Raw genomic sequence first — 18,008 nt, forward strand, 5'->3', positions numbered from 1 at the left:
CTAGCTTAGCTTAATTTTTCTTTCGCAATTTGAACTGCATCATAGAACGTTTTCAATTGCTCTTGAGGAATTTTCTTAAGCATTTGGTTGAAAACAAGTAATTCAGTAGAGCTGAATCCAAGACCTTTTGCGATTTTTGAATCAATCACAACGTTTCCTTTTTTGTCTAGAACAAGGGCATCACCAGCAAGATCAGCAATTCTGATCACTGATTTGAAAAGCTTTTCGAATTTAGCCGCTTCTTCTTTTGTAAGACCAAGTTCAACAGCTTTTGCTGCATCAAAAACCAATTTCCCTTTTTCGTTTTTAGTGATGCTTTCACTGAAAACGATTGTAAGAACAGCTGCGCGATCTAAGAATTTCTCAGCAGTCGCCGCTTCTTCTTCAGTTAGTCCGAGCTCAACAGCTTTTTTCACATCAAATGTGTAGTTGTTGTCTTCCTCAACAAATGAATTGATGAGAATGTTGATGACACGCTCGTTTTTCTCCAATAATTCTTTAATGATTTGCTGCTGTTCAAAAGGAATTCCTTTGAAAGTTGCAGCGCTTGCTTGCCCAGGAGCTACTGTTGTGAAAGTAAGAATGATAGCTAAAGCGAAAAATACAACAGAGCTGAGCGATTTGCTCAAAAACTTCTTCATGCTTCTTTTCTCTCCCTTTTCTGTTAAATTTTGTTGCAAGAAAAGCATACCATGAGAAACTTTGTGGAAGAATAGGAAAATTGTAACTTTATGTTTGATTTTGGAGAACTATAAAAGTTCTTGTCGAAAAATGGAGGGGTTCAGATTGCTTACTTTTGTCAACTCTTCAAGATACGTTCCGTCTGATGAATGAAGCTTTCATAGGTGATTTGTCTTGTTTTTACTCAAAATAAAAAGCCTTCTACATGTAGAATGTAAAAGGCTTTTAACTAATTTTATGATTGCACGTTTAATTTTCTTTTTAATGTAAATCCTGTACCCATGAAAATCATGGCGAATACAATGCTTAGACATATACCCAGTATGTTTTTTTCTGCAAGAGTTACCCCAATAAACGCCATACTGACAACTGCAAGTAATGCACATAATAATAGAAGCCATTTGATTTGTTTCATATGTCCCCATCCCTTTTTTTAGAGTTAATATAAGTTTACAGAAAAACGATCGGCATTTAAAGGGGATTGTGATATAATATGAAAGTTATCTAATTATTTTAGGAGATGAAAATGTGAAACTTCGAAAAGACCTTCGCAACATCGCAATTATTGCCCACGTTGACCATGGTAAAACGACGCTTGTTGACCAATTGCTCCATCAAGCTGGTACTTTCCGTGCGAATGAAAATATCGCTGAGAGAGCCATGGATTCAAATGATTTAGAGCGAGAGCGCGGTATTACGATTTTAGCTAAAAATACTGCGATAAATTATAAAGATACACGCATTAATATTTTAGATACACCAGGACACGCCGATTTCGGTGGTGAAGTTGAGCGTATCATGAAAATGGTAGATGGTGTACTCCTTGTTGTGGATGCTTATGAAGGCTGTATGCCTCAAACACGCTTTGTGCTGAAAAAAGCACTTGAGCAAAACTTAACACCAATCGTTGTCGTCAATAAAATTGACCGCGACTTTGCTCGTCCGGCTGAAGTAGTCGATGAAGTGATTGACTTGTTCATTGAATTGGATGCAACAGAAGAACAGCTTGAGTTCCCAGTTGTCTATGCATCAGCAATCAATGGTACAGCAAGTAACGATGCGAGCAAGCAAGATGAAAACATGGAATCATTGTTTGAAGCTATTGTGAACCATATTCCTTGCCCGGTCGATAACCATGAAGAGCCGCTTCAATTCCAAGTGGCGCTACTTGATTACAATGATTATGTTGGCAGAATTGGAATTGGCCGTGTATTCAGAGGAACAATGCAAGTAGGACAGCAGGTAGCCTTGATGAAAGTCGACGGCACTGTGAAACAATTCCGCGTGACAAAGATCTTTGGTTTCCAAGGGTTAAAACGAGTGGAAATCAACGAAGCGAAAGCGGGAGATCTTGTCGCTGTATCTGGAATGGAAGACATCAACGTAGGTGAAACGGTTTGTCCGGTAGAACACCAAGAGGCACTTCCAATCCTTCGTATTGATGAGCCGACACTTCAAATGACGTTTGTTGTAAACAACAGCCCATTTGCAGGCCGTGAAGGAAAATACGTGACATCACGTAAAATCGAAGAGCGTTTAGAGCAGCAGCTTCAAACAGACGTCAGTCTTCGTGTGGATCCAACTGATTCACCTGATGCTTGGGTTGTTTCTGGACGCGGAGAGCTTCACTTATCCATTCTCATTGAGAATATGAGACGTGAAGGATTTGAATTACAAGTATCGAAGCCAGAAGTTATTGTAAAAGAAGTTGATGGTGTTCGATGTGAGCCTGTTGAGCGCGTTCAAATTGATGTACCAGAAGAGCATACTGGCTCTGTCATGGAATCAATGGGTGCAAGAAAAGGTGAAATGATTGACATGATCAACAATGGTAACGGTCAAGTTCGCCTGATCTTTACAGTGCCATCACGTGGTTTAATTGGATATACAACTGAATTTCTTTCATTAACTCGTGGTTTTGGTATTTTGAACCATACGTTTGACAGCTACCAGCCAATGCAGTCTGGTCAAGTTGGCGGACGCCGTCAAGGTGTACTTGTTTCAATGGAAACAGGTAAAGCGACTGCTTACGGAATCCAAGGTGTTGAAGAGCGCGGTGTGATCTTCGTTGAGCCAGGTACTGAAGTATACCAAGGGATGATTGTTGGGGAGCATAACCGTGAGAATGACCTTGTTGTAAACGTAAGCCGTATGAAACAACAAACAAACGTACGTTCAGCGACGAAAGATCAAACGGTTAGTATGAAAAAACCTCGTATTATGTCACTTGAGGAATCTCTTGAGTACTTGAATGAAGACGAATACTGTGAGGTTACTCCTGAATCAATTCGTCTTAGAAAGAAAATTTTAGACAAAAACGAACGTGAGAGAGCAGCGAAGAAGAAAAAGCTAGCAGGATTATCTTAATTCCATGAAGAATTAAAAAGATAGAACCCTGAAAGATAAGGGGAGGGAATCTTTTTGAATGATCAGGAAGTAAGTGAAAATCTATCCTTTTTCGCGATGCTGTTTCGTGTCGATGAAAATCCGCAAACAGGGATGTGGCTCCTATATGGCACCATCCTTGTTTTAGCGATTATTGTTTTTAAGCTCGGCTTTGCAAGACGTTTACCGATTTTAAAAGCGCTCGTGATTTATTTGTTTTTGATTTTTGGCTGCACGTTTCTCACATTTCTAGGAATCTTCCTGCCAGTAGCGGAAGGCCTAGTTGTGGCAGCTGCCATTTTGATTATTTATAAAATACGGCTGCATCGTGCGAAAAAAGAAGGAACAGTCAATACGTAAAAAAAGACCTGAACATGTGTCAGGTCTTTTTTTATGTCTTTTGTTCTTTCTTTCCTTTTTTCTTCTTTTTCTCTTTTGTCGCAGGATCCTGATAAAGAGAGAATCTGCCGGTTTTGATGCGAGCTTCTGTCTTTATTTTAATGCGTTCTTGGCAGTCATCGCACATATATGTATGAATTGGCCGGTTTCTTAACCGTTTCGCAACGAGTGTATCATCATCAATGGTTTCAAGCTTTTCACATAATGAGCACTTCACTCTCATCATTTTCACCTCACTTTAATGCATTTATTATAGCATGTTTTCCAGCTACTTAAAATCAGCGTAGAAAAAGGCTTATATCACAGGAGATATAAGCCGTTCTCATTATTTCTTCTGATTCATATGATGGTTTGATTGGTCGTTCTGATTTTTTTCTAACTGTTTTTGATCTCGTTCTTTGAGCTGATTATTCGGATGATTTGTCGGATCCTTTTCGTTACGGTCGATCTCATTTTTCGGCATCTCAGGCATCACGCGGCCGACAATGGCAGCCAGTTCATCCATAATACCGCTTACAGGACGGCCTGCTTGGATTTCTTTGCCCATTTCTTTTAAACGGCTGACTGTATCCGGATCAGCAACCACAACAGCATTTGCACCTTCCGGGTCATTTCTCAGCGCTTTTGCAACTGAATATTTAATGGTTTCTACTTTGCTTCTATCTAAATCATCTTTTACATCAATACCAACAACAGCATAGCGTCCGATGACGATTGCCGTTGCATCATTGACATCTGCTACGTGCTCAGTCACATTGACAAGATGCTCCGCAACATCTGTGGATGGGCGGGCTTGATCTGTCTTTTTCTTCGATGAGTCAGACACCCTTACTAAGTGCTGGCGTCCATCTTGCTCATCCAGTGCTTCTGGCTTTTCCTGCTGCTGGCAAGCGCCTAACAGAATGATCGTTTGAATCATGAATAATGTCAAAAATAGTCGCATCTAAATTCCCTCCTTCACAAACTGCATGATTTATTTTATTGTTGAATTAACCTTCTAACTTTATTCATGAAAACATATATTTTAACAATCGTTTTGGGAAAGACAAGGATGAATGAAACCCCGATCAGGAGGCGAAGGACCTGAGTAAAATCTATGTATTAGACACAAATGTGTTATTACAGGATCCGAATTCAATCTTTTCATTTGAAGACAACGAGGTCGTCATTCCGGCCGTTGTGTTAGAAGAAGTAGACTCGAAAAAGAGATACATGGACGAGGTTGGGCAAAACGCCCGGCGCGTCTCACGTTTAATCGACGGTTTGAGATCGAAAGGGAAACTGCATGAAAAAATTACACTAGAATCAAAAGGGACGCTGCGCATCGAGCTGAATCACCGCTCTTTCCATGAACTTCAAGAAATTTTTATTGAAAAAACGAACGATAATCGGATTTTAGCGGTCGCGAAAAATTTGAGCTTAGAGGAAGAAACAAAGCCTCACGGCCGGCCTGTCATTTTGGTCAGTAAGGATGTCTTAGTCAGGGTAAAGGCAGATGCTATAGGTCTCCAAGCAGAGGACTTCTTAAGTGATCGTGTGCTGCAAAACGAAGACATTGATAACGGCTATCATGAGCTCTATATTCCGACCGAGCAATTGAATACATTTTATAAGCAAAGTCAATTGCCGATAAAAGAAGTCACAAGTGCACCATTAAACCCTCATCAATTTGTCATTATGAAGGGGAATGAAGGCGGTTCTGCTTTAGGAATGCTTGATCAAAAGGCAGAGCATGTGAAACGGCTTATTTATGATCAAGAGCATGTTTGGGGAATCCGTCCGAAAAATGTTCAGCAGACGATGGCCCTAGAGCTGCTATTGCGACGTGATATTCCGCTTGTGACATTGATCGGAAAAGCGGGTACTGGTAAAACACTCCTTGCACTTGCTGCCGGATTAATGCAGACAGAGGATCTCGGCATGTTTAAAAAACTGATCGTAGCCCGTTCCATTGTCCCTGTTGGCAAGGATTTAGGCTACTTGCCGGGTGAAAAGGAAGAGAAACTCAGACCATGGATGCAGCCGATTTATGACAACCTGGAATTTTTATTTAATACAAAAAAACCTGGTGAACTTGATGCCATTTTGGCGGGAATTGGTTCTATTCAAGTGGAAGCTTTAACGTATATCCGTGGAAGAAGTATTCCTGATCAATTTATTATCATTGATGAGGCGCAGAATTTAACGAAACACGAGGTAAAAACATTATTAACGCGCGTCGGAGAGGGAAGTAAAATTGTGCTGATGGGGGACCCGGAGCAGATTGATCATCCTTATTTAGACAGCTTAAATAATGGGCTTACGTATGTCATTGAGCGGTTCAAAGGTCAGCAAATATCTGGACATGTCAAGCTTGTCAAAGGAGAAAGGTCTGGACTTGCACAGCTTGCAGCTGATTTGCTGTAGTCCAGACCCTCTGTCTTATGTAATGATGAGCTCTTTGACACCTTTTATCGGCTGAGTGAGGTTGGACTGATCTGCGAAATAAACGTGGATTGGTCCTTCTTCTGTCATCGGCTTCCCATTTTGGCTGAAGTGTGCAATGCTTTCCATTGCCTGAGAAAGCGGAACAGCAATTGTCTCTGTTTCTGTGACAAATTCGCATGTGTCTGCATGTTCAAGCGGTTCTGCATTTTTCAGCATATCACCCAGCTTCATTCCGAAGCTGCCTGTGATGAGTCTTTCCTTTTCGTACTTCTTCTCTGTTTTTAAAGTGGGTGGAAGTGTTTGTCCTTCTCTGATCACCCGCTCTTGGTCAAGCTCCTGATCCAGCTGACTTTCTTCATTTGCCGTGCTTTTTTCAAAAAATGAATCCATTAAAAATTTGCGGTCATCAAAAATCCATACACTTGGATCAATGGTGATCTTGTACTTTACGTTCCCCTTAATTTGAATGATGCTCATGTTCAAGACAACCCCTTTCCAACATAAATTATAGAAGTTTTCGCCTGCTTTGTCACTTTCATAAACATGCTTTTCCTTGTACACACTAATCGTACATGAAAGATAGGGAGGATGTTGGGCATGGCATGTCGTGACAATGAAGAGCTTCAGCGATTTGTAGAAGAAGCAAAAAAAGTGGCCAAAGATGGCAAAGTAGCATCCTATATTCCGGCTCTCGCCAAAGCGGATCAGACGGATTTATCTGTGGCTGTGTACCATGTGAGTAATACTTGCCACTCGGCAGGAGATGTAGATAAACGCTTTACCCTGCAAAGTATTTCTAAAGTATTAGCTCTTGCGCTCGTGCTTTCAGAAGAAGGGCCAAAAAAAGTCTTTCAATTTGTTGGACAAGAGCCAACAGGTGACCCGTTTAATTCAATGATAAAGCTGGAAACAGCAAGTCCGAATAAGCCGCTGAATCCAATGATTAATGCAGGAGCGCTTGCAGTCACAAGCTTAATAAGAGGAGCGACTCCGCAAGATCAGCTGAACCGCCTGATTGGCTTTATTAGAGAGCTCGCAAATGACAAAAGCATTACATACTGCAAGGAAACAGCCGCATCCGAATTTGAGACATCGATGATTAACCGGGCTATGTGCTATTATATGAAGCAATATCATATTATTAGAGGGAACGTAGAAGAGGTCATGGATGTGTATACGAAACAATGCGCCATCATGATGAACAGCTTAGATTTGGCGAAAATTGCTTGTGTTTTTTCATTAGATGGCAGACATCCAGAGACGGGCAAGCAAATTCTTTCAAAAGATGTCGCTAGAATTTGTAAAACCTTTATGGTGACGTGCGGCATGTATAATGCAAGCGGGGAATTTGCCATTAATATCGGCATACCTGCTAAAAGCGGTGTTTCAGGCGGGATTATGGGAGCGGCACCATATGATTTTGGGATCGGAATTTTCGGTCCTGCCCTGGATGAAAAAGGGAATAGTATTGCTGGGATTAAGCTGCTTGAGCTTATGAGTGAAAAATATGAGATGAGTATCTTTTAATGAGAAATGTCTTCTTTTTATTTTCACAAAGCGAACTGTACAAATCTGCTTGCAATTTTGGGCGTTTCGCTTTATGATAAATAGAAGAATTAGGTACTCGCCTGGGGAACGGAGGGATACTTTTGGCGTCAGAAATTTTAGTCGATCATCGGCAAAAAGCACTGGCTTTATTAAAATTGGATGCAGATAAAATTTTAAAATTGATCCAAGTGCAAATGGACAACTTAACGATGCCGCAATGTCCTCTTTATGAAGAGGTTTTAGATACTCAAATGTTCGGATTATCGAGAGAGATTGATTTTGCTGTCCGGCTTGGATTAGTTGATCAACATGAAGGCAAGAAACTACTCGATAAACTTGAGAGAGAGCTTTCCGCACTTCATGATGCGTTCACAAAAAAATAACGATTGAAAACTCAAACTTCCACAACATAAGTTTGAGTTTTTTTGTCCCCTATTTTCTTTTGATGGATTGACGGCAAACGGACTTGATTCTTTCATGAATGACGAACAATATAAAAGAGGTAAAACGAGATCAAACGGAGAAAATGTAGTAGAATAAGAACAGCTAAGAAGATATCAAGCAGTAGAAACAGACGTTAGGAAGAGGATTATATGTTAAAGAGAATGCTAAAATCGTATGACTACTCATTATTGTTCGCCATTATCTTAATCAGCGCATTTGGTTTGGTTATGGTGTATAGCTCAAGTATGATTACATCTGTTATCAGATACGATGCCGCGCCAGATAACTTTTTTAAGAAACAGCTCTTATTTATGATTGTTGGAGCAGTCATCTTGATCTTTACAGCATTAGTTCCATATCAGCTGTTTTCAAATAAGAAATTCCAGATTGGTATGCTGCTGATTTCAGTTTTTTCCCTCATCTATGTGTACTTTGGCGGTCATATTGCAGGGAACGCAAGAAGCTGGATCAAATTAGGCCCTTTTAGTCTTCAGCCAGCTGAATTTGTAAAGATTGTCGTCATCATCTATCTTGCTGCGGTGTATGCCAAAAAGCAGCATTATATTGATCATATTTTAAGAGGTGTCACGCCTCCAATCGTGATTGTCTCTATCCTGTGCGGATTTATCATTTTGCAGCCAGACTATGGGACAGCCTTTATCATTGGCATGATTGCCCTTGCGATGATTTTATGCTCAGGCTTTAGCGGCAAAACGCTTGCGAAGCTGCTGGCGCTATTTAGTGCAGTAATGGTCGTCGTGACCCCGTTTATTATTCTTTTTTGGGATAAAATTTTCACGCAAAATCGTCTCGGACGTTTTGAGAGTTTCCAAGATCCATTTAAAGATGCAGGGGCTACTGGGCATCAATTGATTAATTCATATTATGCGATTGGATCAGGCGGCTTTTTTGGACTCGGTCTAGGAGAAAGCGTTCAAAAGTACGGGTATCTTCCAGAACCGCACACAGACTTTATCATGGCAATTATCTCAGAAGAGCTTGGCTTTTTCGGCGTGTTTTTTGTTCTCGCTCTTCTTGGTTTCATCGTCGTGAAAGGTTTTTATATTGCGAGAAAGTGTGAAGATCCGTTTGGAAGTTTGCTTGCAATAGGAATTTCCTCCATGATTGCGATCCAAACTTGTATCAATTTAGGCGGTGTTTCAGGTCTTATTCCAATTACTGGGGTGACACTTCCGTTTATCAGCTACGGGGGATCGTCTATCATTTTACTTAGCATCTGTATGGGAATGCTGCTGAATATCAGCATGTTTACTGAATATAAAGAGCGTTACAAAAAGAAAAAATCAATGAGCAAACCAGCGGTTGAAAAAAATGGATTGCAGAAAACTTTGAATCTTTAGAAAACAAAAGTGTACAGTTTTCATTTCTTCCTTTATTATAGAGTACATATAAAATTTTAAGGGATATGGAGGAGTGAGAATGTCACAGAGAACAATTCAAAAGGTTCTAGTTGCAAACAGAGGGGAAATCGCTATCAGAGTCTTCAGGGCCTGTACGGAGCTCAATTTACGTACAGTGGCCATTTATTCCAAAGAAGACTCGGGCTCTTATCATCGCTATAAAGCTGATGAAGCATATCTAGTTGGAGAAGGGAAGAAACCGATTGATGCCTACCTCGATATCGAGGGGATCATCGAAATTGCAAAACGAAATGACGTGGATGCGATTCATCCAGGCTACGGATTTTTATCCGAAAATATTCATTTTGCAAGACGATGCGAAGAGGAAGGCATTCAATTTATCGGTCCAACTTCTCAGCATTTAGATATGTTTGGAGATAAAGTAAAGGCGAGAGATGAAGCGAAAAAAGCTGGTATTCCAGTCATTCCAGGAAGTGACGGACCAGTTGATTCGGTCGAAGAAGTCGAAAAATTCGGTGAAGAATACGGTTACCCGTTTATTATTAAAGCTTCACTAGGCGGCGGCGGCCGGGGTATGCGGATTGTCAGATCAAAAGAAGAGCTGAAGGAAGCCTATGACCGTGCGAAGTCAGAGGCCAAAGCTGCTTTTGGAAATGACGAAGTATACGTTGAAAAGCTGATTGAAAATCCAAAACATATTGAAGTGCAGGTGATTGGAGACAATCACGGCAATATCATTCATTTATATGAGCGTGACTGCTCTGTTCAAAGGCGGCATCAAAAGGTCATTGAAGTGGCGCCAAGTGTGTCTCTAACAGATCAATTGCGTGAAGATATTTGCGAAGCGGCTGTCCAGCTGGCCCAGAATGTATCGTACATTAATGCAGGGACTGTAGAATTTCTAGTTGCAAATGGAGAGTTTTACTTTATTGAAGTCAATCCAAGGGTACAGGTAGAACACACGATCACAGAAATGATCACAGGTGTCGATATCGTTCAAACCCAAATTCTTGTTGCAAAGGGGCATAACCTTCACAGCAAAGAAGTTGGTATTCCAAAGCAAGAAGATATCTTTACACACGGCTTTGCCATTCAATCAAGGGTCACAACAGAAGATCCTTTAAATGACTTTATGCCAGACACAGGAAAAATTATGGCCTACCGCTCAGGTGGGGGATTTGGTGTACGTCTTGATACAGGGAACAGCTTCCAAGGTGCGGTCATTACACCTTATTACGACTCACTATTGGTCAAGCTGTCTACATGGGCGCTCACGTTTGATCAAGCGGCTGCTAAAATGGTTCGAAATTTACAAGAATTCAGGATTCGCGGAATTAAAACTAACATCCCATTTCTTGAAAATGTGGCTAAGCATGAGAAGTTCCTAAAAGGGGAATACGATACATCGTTTATCGACTCAACGCCAGAGCTATTTAATTTCCCTAAGCAAAAAGACCGCGGAACGAAGATGTTGACTTATATTGGTAACGTTACCATTAATGGGTTCCCAGGTATTGCGGAGAAAAAGAAGCCTCATTTTGACAAGCCAGACGTACCGAAGCTTCCTCTCAATCAAGAGATTCCGTCTGGGACAAAACAATTGTTAGATACGCATGGACCTGAGGGGCTTGCCAACTGGGTGAAAGAACAAAATAACGTCCTTTTAACTGACACAACCTTTAGAGATGCGCATCAGTCTCTGCTTGCGACACGCTTCAGAACACATGATTTAAAGAAAGTTGCCCAGCCGACAGCAGGTTTATGGCCAGAGCTGTTTAGTATGGAAATGTGGGGCGGGGCTACATTTGATGTTGCGTACCGTTTCTTAAAAGAAGATCCTTGGGAACGATTGAAAGAGCTTCGTCAAGAAGTGCCAAACACGCTGTTCCAAATGCTATTAAGATCATCAAACGCTGTCGGATATACAAACTATCCAGATAATGTGATCAAAGCATTTGTAAAAGAATCAGCCGAGGCAGGCATTGATGTGTTCCGTATTTTCGACAGCTTAAACTGGGTCAAAGGCATGACGCTTGCTATTGATTCTGTTCGGGAATCAGGCAAAGTGGCAGAGGCGGCGATTTGTTATACGGGGGATATTCTTGATCCATCTCGTCCAAAATATGATCTTGGGTACTATGTATCTCTTGCAAAAGAGCTTGAATCTGCCGGCGCACATATTTTAGGTATTAAAGATATGGCGGGGCTATTAAAACCGCAGGCAGCCTACGAGCTAGTCTCTGCTTTAAAAGATGAGCTTACGATCCCAATCCATCTTCATACGCATGACACGAGTGGAAATGGACTGTTCACCTATGCAAGAGCGATTGATGCAGGTGTTGATATTGTGGATGTTGCCGTCAGCTCTATGGCAGGACTCACATCGCAGCCAAGTGCAAGCTCACTTTATTATGCTTTAGATGGACATGAAAGAAAGCCAGACATGAATGTCCAATCTGTCGAACGCCTTTCTCAATACTGGGATTCCGTCAGAAAATACTATCATGAATTTGAAAGCGGCATGAATTCGCCTCATACAGAAATTTATGAGCATGAAATGCCTGGCGGTCAATATAGTAACTTGCAGCAGCAGGCGAAAGGTGTCGGTCTTGGCGAGCGCTGGAATGAAGTAAAGGAAATGTACAGACGTGTGAATGACATGTTTGGTGATATTGTAAAGGTGACACCATCCTCTAAAGTAGTTGGAGATATGGCACTTTATATGGTGCAAAATGATCTAACAGAAGAAGATGTTTATGAAAAAGGCGCAACACTAGACTTCCCGGATTCTGTTGTGGAATTATTTAAAGGCTATTTAGGCCAGCCGCATGGCGGATTCCCAGAAAAGCTACAAAAGCTGATTTTAAAAGGGGAAGAGCCTCTTACTGTCAGACCTGGTGAGAAGCTGAAGCCAGTGGACTTTGAAGACATTAAGAAGCAGTTCAAAGAATCTCATGACCTGACGTTAACAGAGCAAGACGCAATTGCGTATGCCTTATATCCGAAAGTCTTTTCTGAATTTGTCCAAACAGCAGAAAGCTATGGTGACATCTCTGTTCTTGATACACCAACGTTCTTCTACGGGATGAGACTCGGAGAAGAGATTGAGGTAGAAATCGAAAAAGGAAAAACCCTGATTGTCAAACTCGTATCAATTGGTGAACCGAATCCAGATGCCACAAGAGTTCTTTACTTTGAGTTAAATGGCCAGCCGCGTGAAGTGGTGATTAAGGATGAAAGCATCAAATCCTCCGTTCAAGAAAAAATGAAGGCGGACCGTTCAAATCCAAATCACATCGCCGCATCGATGCCAGGCACTGTCATCAAAGTACTCGTCGAAAAAGGGCAGAAAATTTCACAAGGTGAGCATTTGATGATCAATGAAGCCATGAAAATGGAAACGACTGTACAAGCTCCATTTTCTGCGGTCGTAGATGAAATACATGTGACAAATGGAGAACCGATTCAAACCGGTGATCTTTTAATTGTATTAAAGCCTGAATAAGAAGCGAGACACATCCACCGTGATGTGTCTTTTTTTTTGAGCGCATTAAAATGTGCAGCAGCAAGTGAGAGTGATTACACTATAGAGTGAGGTGAAGAAGGTTGGACAACATTGTTGTGATTTGGTTTCGCCGGGATATGCGATTAGATGATCATATCGCCTTATCAAAAGCGATCACATATGCAAAAAAACACGAGTGCAAATTATTTGCTCTTTATCATCTAGATCCATTTTTTACTGAAATGGACCTCGATTTAAACAACGAACATTTTTTTCAAAACTTGGCGCATTTCGTCAAGGTAGCAAGAGAATCTCAAATGTATATTCATCTTCTCTATGGAGATGTCTTGCGTGCCTTTCAGCAAGTTATCGATGTGTATGACATCAAAGCTGTCTTTTTTAATGAAGATCAAGTGGGAATCGGTCAAAAGCGTGACCATCAAGTAACCGCTTTTTTAGAAAAGAAGGGCATTCATGTGTCAAAATGGCAAGATACACACCTTCACGGGGCGCAAGATATTTTAAAAGCGGATGGCACTCATTATCAAGTGTTTACTCCATACTATCAATCATGGCGAAAGCAAGAGAAGCAGCCTGTGATAAAAGTTGACAAATCATTTCTCAATAGCGCTCATACGATTTGTGATGAGTCACTTTCACACAAAGGGAATGACAAACTGCGCAGTATAATCATGAGATGCTCAAGAAAATTTGATCAAATCGGCTCACGCAAAGCGATGAACACGCTGCATGACTTTATCCAAAAAAGACTAACACGTTACCATGAAAAACGAGATATTCCATCTGTTTTTGGAACGAGTAAGCTGTCACGGTTCTTAAAAACAGGGACCATCTCAATTCGAACGATCTTTCATGCGGTACATGAGGAAGCACTGTTTGAAGACGAGGGCAGAGAAACCTTTATCAAAGAGCTGGCGTGGCGAGATTTTTACCATATGATTTATGCTCATTATCCAGAGATGAAAGAAAAAGAAATCAATTCAGCGTTTCAAGGGGTGAAATGGAATGAAGATGAGTCGCTGTTTGAAGCATGGTGTAAAGGTGAAACAGGCTTTCCTCTCGTTGATGCAGGGATGAGACAGTTAAATGAGGAAGGCTGGATGCATAACCGTTTAAGGATGGTCACCGCCTCATTTTTAACAAAAGATTATTTGATTGATTGGAGAAAGGGAGAAGCGTATTTTGCAAAAAAGCTTGTGGATTATGATGAGGCTTCGAATATCGGAGGATTTCAGTGGGCAGCTTCTGTTGGGACAGATGCCGTGCCGTACTTCCGTATTTTTAACCCAACGACCCAGTCGAAGCGGTTTGATCCAAGCGGGGAATATATTAGAAAATATGTACCAGAGCTAGAGCATGTCGATGAAAAATGGATTCATGAACCAAGTAAAATGCCGACCGATGAACAACTGGAATCGAGCTGTGTGCTAGGTGATACATACCCGCTGCCAACAGTTGATCACCAGGAAAGACGCAAAAAGGCTATCTCGCTATTCGAAGAAGCAAAACAACAATAAAAAATCCCCCTCTCCACATGAAAGGGGGATACAATTCTTATCTAAATGACTCTTTGTTTTCATATTTAAACCGGGCAATGAGTAAGCAGAAGTAGCATAGTACCCCAAACAAACAAGAAATAAAGAATGAATGAGCTAGCGCGTAACCAAGTGCAAGCTGAGAATAAACAGACATCACACCTGAAATGGCTTGAAGTGTAATCAGAATGGCTGAAATGATCCATCCATAATACAGCTGCTTCTGTTCTTTATAATGTTTCATGGCATGGAACATTGCGACAAATATCCAGACGAATAAAAGAAGTGCTGCTGCTCGGTGAGACATTTGAACCCACTGATTAAAATACGTTGGAAGCGCACCGTCTTTTGAACAAAACGGGAAGACAGAACAAGCAAGGCTTGACTTTGTATGTCTCACATAAGCGCCCGTATATACCACGATATACGTATAGGTGATCAACCCATAAATATGGAACTGCATTTTTTTGCCGATATGAAGCGGCTTCACAAGCTTTGTTTCAGATCTGGTTGCTTCAAAGACAAGAAGTGCAAGCAGTAATACTGAAGCAAATGAAATGAGTGAAATACCGAAGTGCAGTGCCATCACAAGTGCGTTAGAACCAAATACGACGGCAAGAGCTCCTAACAGCGCTTGAAGCATTAAGAAGATAATGGACATGATGACCAAAAATTTGGTTTCACGGAATACTGGACTAATTTTTTTCCAGCATAAGACCGCCAGTGCCAGAACAAGAATGGTGGAAACCCCTGTTGACATGCGGTGACTCCATTCGATGATGGAAGCGGGGTTCATTTCAGGAAAGAAACGACCGTGGCAAAGGGGCCACTGTCTACCGCAGCCAAGACCCGAACCGGTTTTCGTCACAAGCGCACCGCCAATCAGTACGATCAGCATCACAAACGTTGTGATCACGCTCAATAGCCTTAAAGCAAATTTCATCAAATTATTTCACCTTCTCTAAAAAACTTCTGATGTAAATGAAAACCTCACATGCTCTCAAGTTTAAGCCAAATGCGTGTTCTGTTGCAATTCATAATGACCAAAGTTCACAAAAAAATGATATGTTAGTTCACAAAGTTTACAGATTTAGAGTGCTTGATCTTTCTTTGACAGTCTGATAGAAATAGAGGAGAGAATATTTCATTTTGCACCGCCTTCTGAAACACACATATATCCTAATAAATTCACGAAAAGTTCACAAATAACTTCAAGTTTGTCGTTTATTATTTAATAGGATGTTTTTTTACAGCTGTTTATCTTGTATGATAGAGTTGTAATGATTTTACGTGTCATTCGTTCGTTTGAAGGTTTGGGCAAGGGAGGTTATACACATTGGCAAATTCCAAAACAGCCGCGGAAGCAGCTATTCATGGACAAATAGAAGAAACAACAGCGTGGAAAGATTTTCTTGCTCTGATTAAAATGGGCATCGTCAATTCCAATTTCATTACGACATTTACTGGAATGTGGCTTGCTTTTTATTTTACAGATATGAGTTTTCTTGGAAATCTTGATATTGTGCTGTTAACAATGATTGGTTCTTCTCTTATTATTGCCGGTTCATGCGCAATTAATAATGCGTTTGACCGTGATATTGATATATTAATGGAAAGAACAAAAACAAGACCGACGGTTACAGGTAAAATTCAGCCGGGGCAAGCGTATGCATTTGGCATTCTGCTTGTTGTATTAGGACTCATTATGCTTCTGATGACAACCATTACATCAGCAGTGATTGGATTTATTGGAGTCTTTACTTATGCGGTTCTTTACACCATGTGGTCTAAACGCCACTACACCATCAATACAGTTATCGGAAGTGTATCTGGCGCGGTTCCGCCATTAATCGGCTGGACAGCTGTCACAGGTACAATCGACACAACAGCTTGGGTTTTGTTTATGATTATGTTCATTTGGCAAATCCCGCACTTCCTGTCACTTGCGATTAAGAAAACGGAAGATTACCGTAAGGCGGGCATTCCAATGCTGCCAGTTGTTTACGGCTTTGAAGTCACAAAACGCCAGATCATCATTTGGACAGCATGTCTTCTTCCGCTTCCATTTTTCTTAGGTGGATTAGGATGGCCGATTGTCGCACTTGGTACATTGCTTAATATTGGATGGCTTGTTATTGGCCTTATGGGCTTTAAAATGAAAGACATCATGAAGTGGTCAACGCTCATGTTCGTTTATTCATTAAACTACTTAACCATCTTTTTCGTAGCGATGATTATTATTACACTATTCTAGAGTGAAATACACTTTGATCACATCAAAACAATGGCTATATCTTATAACACAACATTTTCTAACAACTATGAAAGCCGCCTGATATTCAGTTCTATTTAGGCGGCTTTCTGTTTATACATAGATGGTATTTTGAGTAAAAACATCATTTTTTTATGAAAAGAGGAAATGTAAGTGCTTTTATAAGAGGCGGGGGTTATGCATGGGTGAGAAGTGATTTTATAAATAAGAGGTAAAAAGCGAAAGGCAAAGGAGATCAAGCAAAAGGGGTTGGGACAAATTATGATAAGAAAATGGCGTGTTTATTCACTGTTTCTCTTACTGACGCTCGTTTTGGCGGGCTGTGGTGAACCATACTTATCAACACTCAAGCCTGTTGGGGAAGTAGCAGATAAACAGTTTTTCCTAACGGTACTGAGTACACTCATTATGGTTCTTGTCGTCATTGTTGTATCGATCATTTTCTTTTACGTCATCATTAAATTCAAACGTTCTAAAGTGGGAGAAGATACGATTCCAAAGCAGGTGGAAGGGAACCGCAACCTGGAAATCACATGGACAGCGATTCCGATTCTTCTACTCATTATTCTCGTTGTACCTGTTGTGGCATACACGCTTGAACTAGGGGATACAAGCGCTATGGATAAGAAAAAACGAGATCCTGAAAAGACACTTGTTGTTAATGTAAGAGCCAGCTTATATTGGTGGGAATTTGAATACCCTGATTATGGGATTGTCACAAGTCAGGAATTGATCGTACCAACAGATCAGAAGGTATATTTTAAGCTGAAAGCGTCCGATGTCAAACACTCATTCTGGGTTCCATCGGCTGGCGGTAAAATTGATACAAACACAGATAATGAAAACAAATTTTATTTAACCTTTGACTCGAAACGAACGAAAGATGCAGGGGAATATTTCTACGGGAAATGTGCGGAGCTGTGCGGGCCGTCACATGCTTTAATGGACTTTAAAGTTAAAACGCTTTCTCAAGATGAGTTTTTAGGATGGACGAAAAAAATGGCTGATTACAAGAAGCCTGAATCCACAAAGGATCTCGCTTTAGAGGGTGAAAAGCTATTTAAAGAGAAAAATTGCTTAAGCTGTCACGCAGTAGAGCCTGGTGACGAACGGCCGGAAGCAGCAAGAACTGCACCAAACCTTGCGACCTTCGGAGAGCGGACGAAAGTAGCTGGAATTAAAGACATGAACAAAGAAAATGTGAAAGCATGGCTGAAAGATCCAGAAAGCTTTAAACCAGGTAATAAGATGACAGGAACGTACCCTAAATTAAATGACTCAGAAGCAGATGCACTTTACGAGTATTTAAAAGGTCTTAAAATCGAGTAACAACTAGAGCAAATATTCAAGAGGGTATGTGATCGATGTGAAGTTTTTGTTAAGAGCTCCCGAATATGTCTCTACAACCG

Annotated in this window: 16 protein-coding genes; 10 read left to right on the forward strand and 6 right to left on the reverse strand. The window is 40.8% G+C overall.

Features of this window, described 5'->3' with window-relative positions:
* Positions 1 to 5: 5 nt before the first annotated feature.
* Together NSQ76_RS07665 and NSQ76_RS07670 are read right to left on the reverse strand one after the other, a co-directional pair.
* On the reverse strand, positions 6 to 641 hold the full coding sequence (locus NSQ76_RS07665; protein WP_024424766.1) for a hypothetical protein: 636 nt from the start codon (positions 639 to 641) through the stop codon (positions 6 to 8).
* Between the two features lie 275 nt (positions 642 to 916).
* On the reverse strand, positions 917 to 1,096 hold the full coding sequence (locus NSQ76_RS07670) for a DUF5325 family protein (protein WP_024426900.1): 180 nt from the start codon (positions 1,094 to 1,096) through the stop codon (positions 917 to 919).
* 113 nt (positions 1,097 to 1,209) lie between these two features.
* Between NSQ76_RS07670 and typA the strand changes: the two genes are divergently transcribed.
* Both typA and NSQ76_RS07680 read left to right on the forward strand, forming a co-directional pair.
* Positions 1,210 to 3,048, forward strand: a complete 1,839-nt coding sequence (typA, locus tag NSQ76_RS07675; protein WP_048238847.1) for a translational GTPase TypA — start codon at positions 1,210 to 1,212, stop codon at positions 3,046 to 3,048.
* Positions 3,049 to 3,144: 96 nt separating this feature from the next.
* Positions 3,145 to 3,426: a YlaH-like family protein gene (locus NSQ76_RS07680; RefSeq protein WP_044334035.1), complete on the forward strand. Its 282-nt coding sequence runs from the start codon at positions 3,145 to 3,147 to the stop codon at positions 3,424 to 3,426.
* Between the two features lie 31 nt (positions 3,427 to 3,457).
* Here the strand turns inward: NSQ76_RS07680 and NSQ76_RS07685 are convergent, their stop codons facing one another.
* The gene (locus NSQ76_RS07685; protein ID WP_024424769.1) at positions 3,458 to 3,688 is read right to left on the reverse strand and encodes a YlaI family protein; all 231 of its coding nucleotides are present in this window, start codon (positions 3,686 to 3,688) and stop codon (positions 3,458 to 3,460) included.
* Positions 3,689 to 3,790: 102 nt separating this feature from the next.
* Complete coding sequence (locus NSQ76_RS07690; protein WP_149125679.1) at positions 3,791 to 4,408, reverse strand: YhcN/YlaJ family sporulation lipoprotein; 618 nt, start codon at positions 4,406 to 4,408, stop codon at positions 3,791 to 3,793.
* 140 nt (positions 4,409 to 4,548) lie between these two features.
* Here NSQ76_RS07690 and NSQ76_RS07695 point away from each other — a divergent pair, with 140 nt between their 5' ends.
* The gene (locus NSQ76_RS07695) at positions 4,549 to 5,871 is read left to right on the forward strand and encodes a PhoH family protein (protein WP_025092370.1); all 1,323 of its coding nucleotides are present in this window, start codon (positions 4,549 to 4,551) and stop codon (positions 5,869 to 5,871) included.
* 15 nt (positions 5,872 to 5,886) lie between these two features.
* Here NSQ76_RS07695 and NSQ76_RS07700 read toward each other — a convergent pair whose 3' ends face one another.
* Positions 5,887 to 6,369, reverse strand: a complete 483-nt coding sequence (locus NSQ76_RS07700) for a hypothetical protein (protein WP_024426903.1) — start codon at positions 6,367 to 6,369, stop codon at positions 5,887 to 5,889.
* Positions 6,370 to 6,489: 120 nt separating this feature from the next.
* Between NSQ76_RS07700 and glsA the strand changes: the two genes are divergently transcribed.
* The 5 genes from glsA to NSQ76_RS07725 all read left to right on the forward strand — a co-directional run bounded on the left by glsA (position 6,490) and on the right by NSQ76_RS07725 (position 14,309).
* Entirely contained in the window at positions 6,490 to 7,419 is a 930-nt protein-coding gene (glsA, locus tag NSQ76_RS07705; RefSeq protein ID WP_158166060.1) for a glutaminase A, read from the forward strand.
* Between the two features lie 122 nt (positions 7,420 to 7,541).
* Entirely contained in the window at positions 7,542 to 7,823 is a 282-nt protein-coding gene (locus NSQ76_RS07710; RefSeq protein ID WP_003212509.1) for a YlaN family protein, read from the forward strand.
* Positions 7,824 to 8,033: 210 nt separating this feature from the next.
* Complete coding sequence (gene ftsW / locus NSQ76_RS07715) at positions 8,034 to 9,245, forward strand: putative lipid II flippase FtsW (RefSeq protein WP_025092373.1); 1,212 nt, start codon at positions 8,034 to 8,036, stop codon at positions 9,243 to 9,245.
* 79 nt (positions 9,246 to 9,324) lie between these two features.
* Positions 9,325 to 12,771, forward strand: a complete 3,447-nt coding sequence (gene pyc / locus NSQ76_RS07720) for a pyruvate carboxylase (RefSeq protein WP_025092374.1) — start codon at positions 9,325 to 9,327, stop codon at positions 12,769 to 12,771.
* Between the two features lie 101 nt (positions 12,772 to 12,872).
* A complete protein-coding gene (locus tag NSQ76_RS07725) occupies positions 12,873 to 14,309 on the forward strand; it encodes a cryptochrome/photolyase family protein (RefSeq protein ID WP_276569574.1) in 1,437 nt (478 codons plus the stop codon).
* Between the two features lie 37 nt (positions 14,310 to 14,346).
* Here NSQ76_RS07725 and NSQ76_RS07730 read toward each other — a convergent pair whose 3' ends face one another.
* On the reverse strand, positions 14,347 to 15,270 hold the full coding sequence (locus tag NSQ76_RS07730; protein ID WP_341053270.1) for a COX15/CtaA family protein: 924 nt from the start codon (positions 15,268 to 15,270) through the stop codon (positions 14,347 to 14,349).
* Positions 15,271 to 15,663: 393 nt separating this feature from the next.
* Between NSQ76_RS07730 and cyoE the strand changes: the two genes are divergently transcribed.
* Both cyoE and coxB read left to right on the forward strand, forming a co-directional pair.
* On the forward strand, positions 15,664 to 16,581 hold the full coding sequence (gene cyoE / locus NSQ76_RS07735; protein WP_024424777.1) for a heme o synthase: 918 nt from the start codon (positions 15,664 to 15,666) through the stop codon (positions 16,579 to 16,581).
* Between the two features lie 279 nt (positions 16,582 to 16,860).
* The gene (gene coxB, locus NSQ76_RS07740; RefSeq protein WP_024426909.1) at positions 16,861 to 17,928 is read left to right on the forward strand and encodes a cytochrome c oxidase subunit II; all 1,068 of its coding nucleotides are present in this window, start codon (positions 16,861 to 16,863) and stop codon (positions 17,926 to 17,928) included.
* Positions 17,929 to 18,008: the final 80 nt, after the last annotated feature.

This window comes from Bacillus sp. FSL M8-0256, assembly GCF_038005765.1.
Lineage (GTDB): Bacteria > Bacillota > Bacilli > Bacillales > Bacillaceae > Bacillus > Bacillus safensis.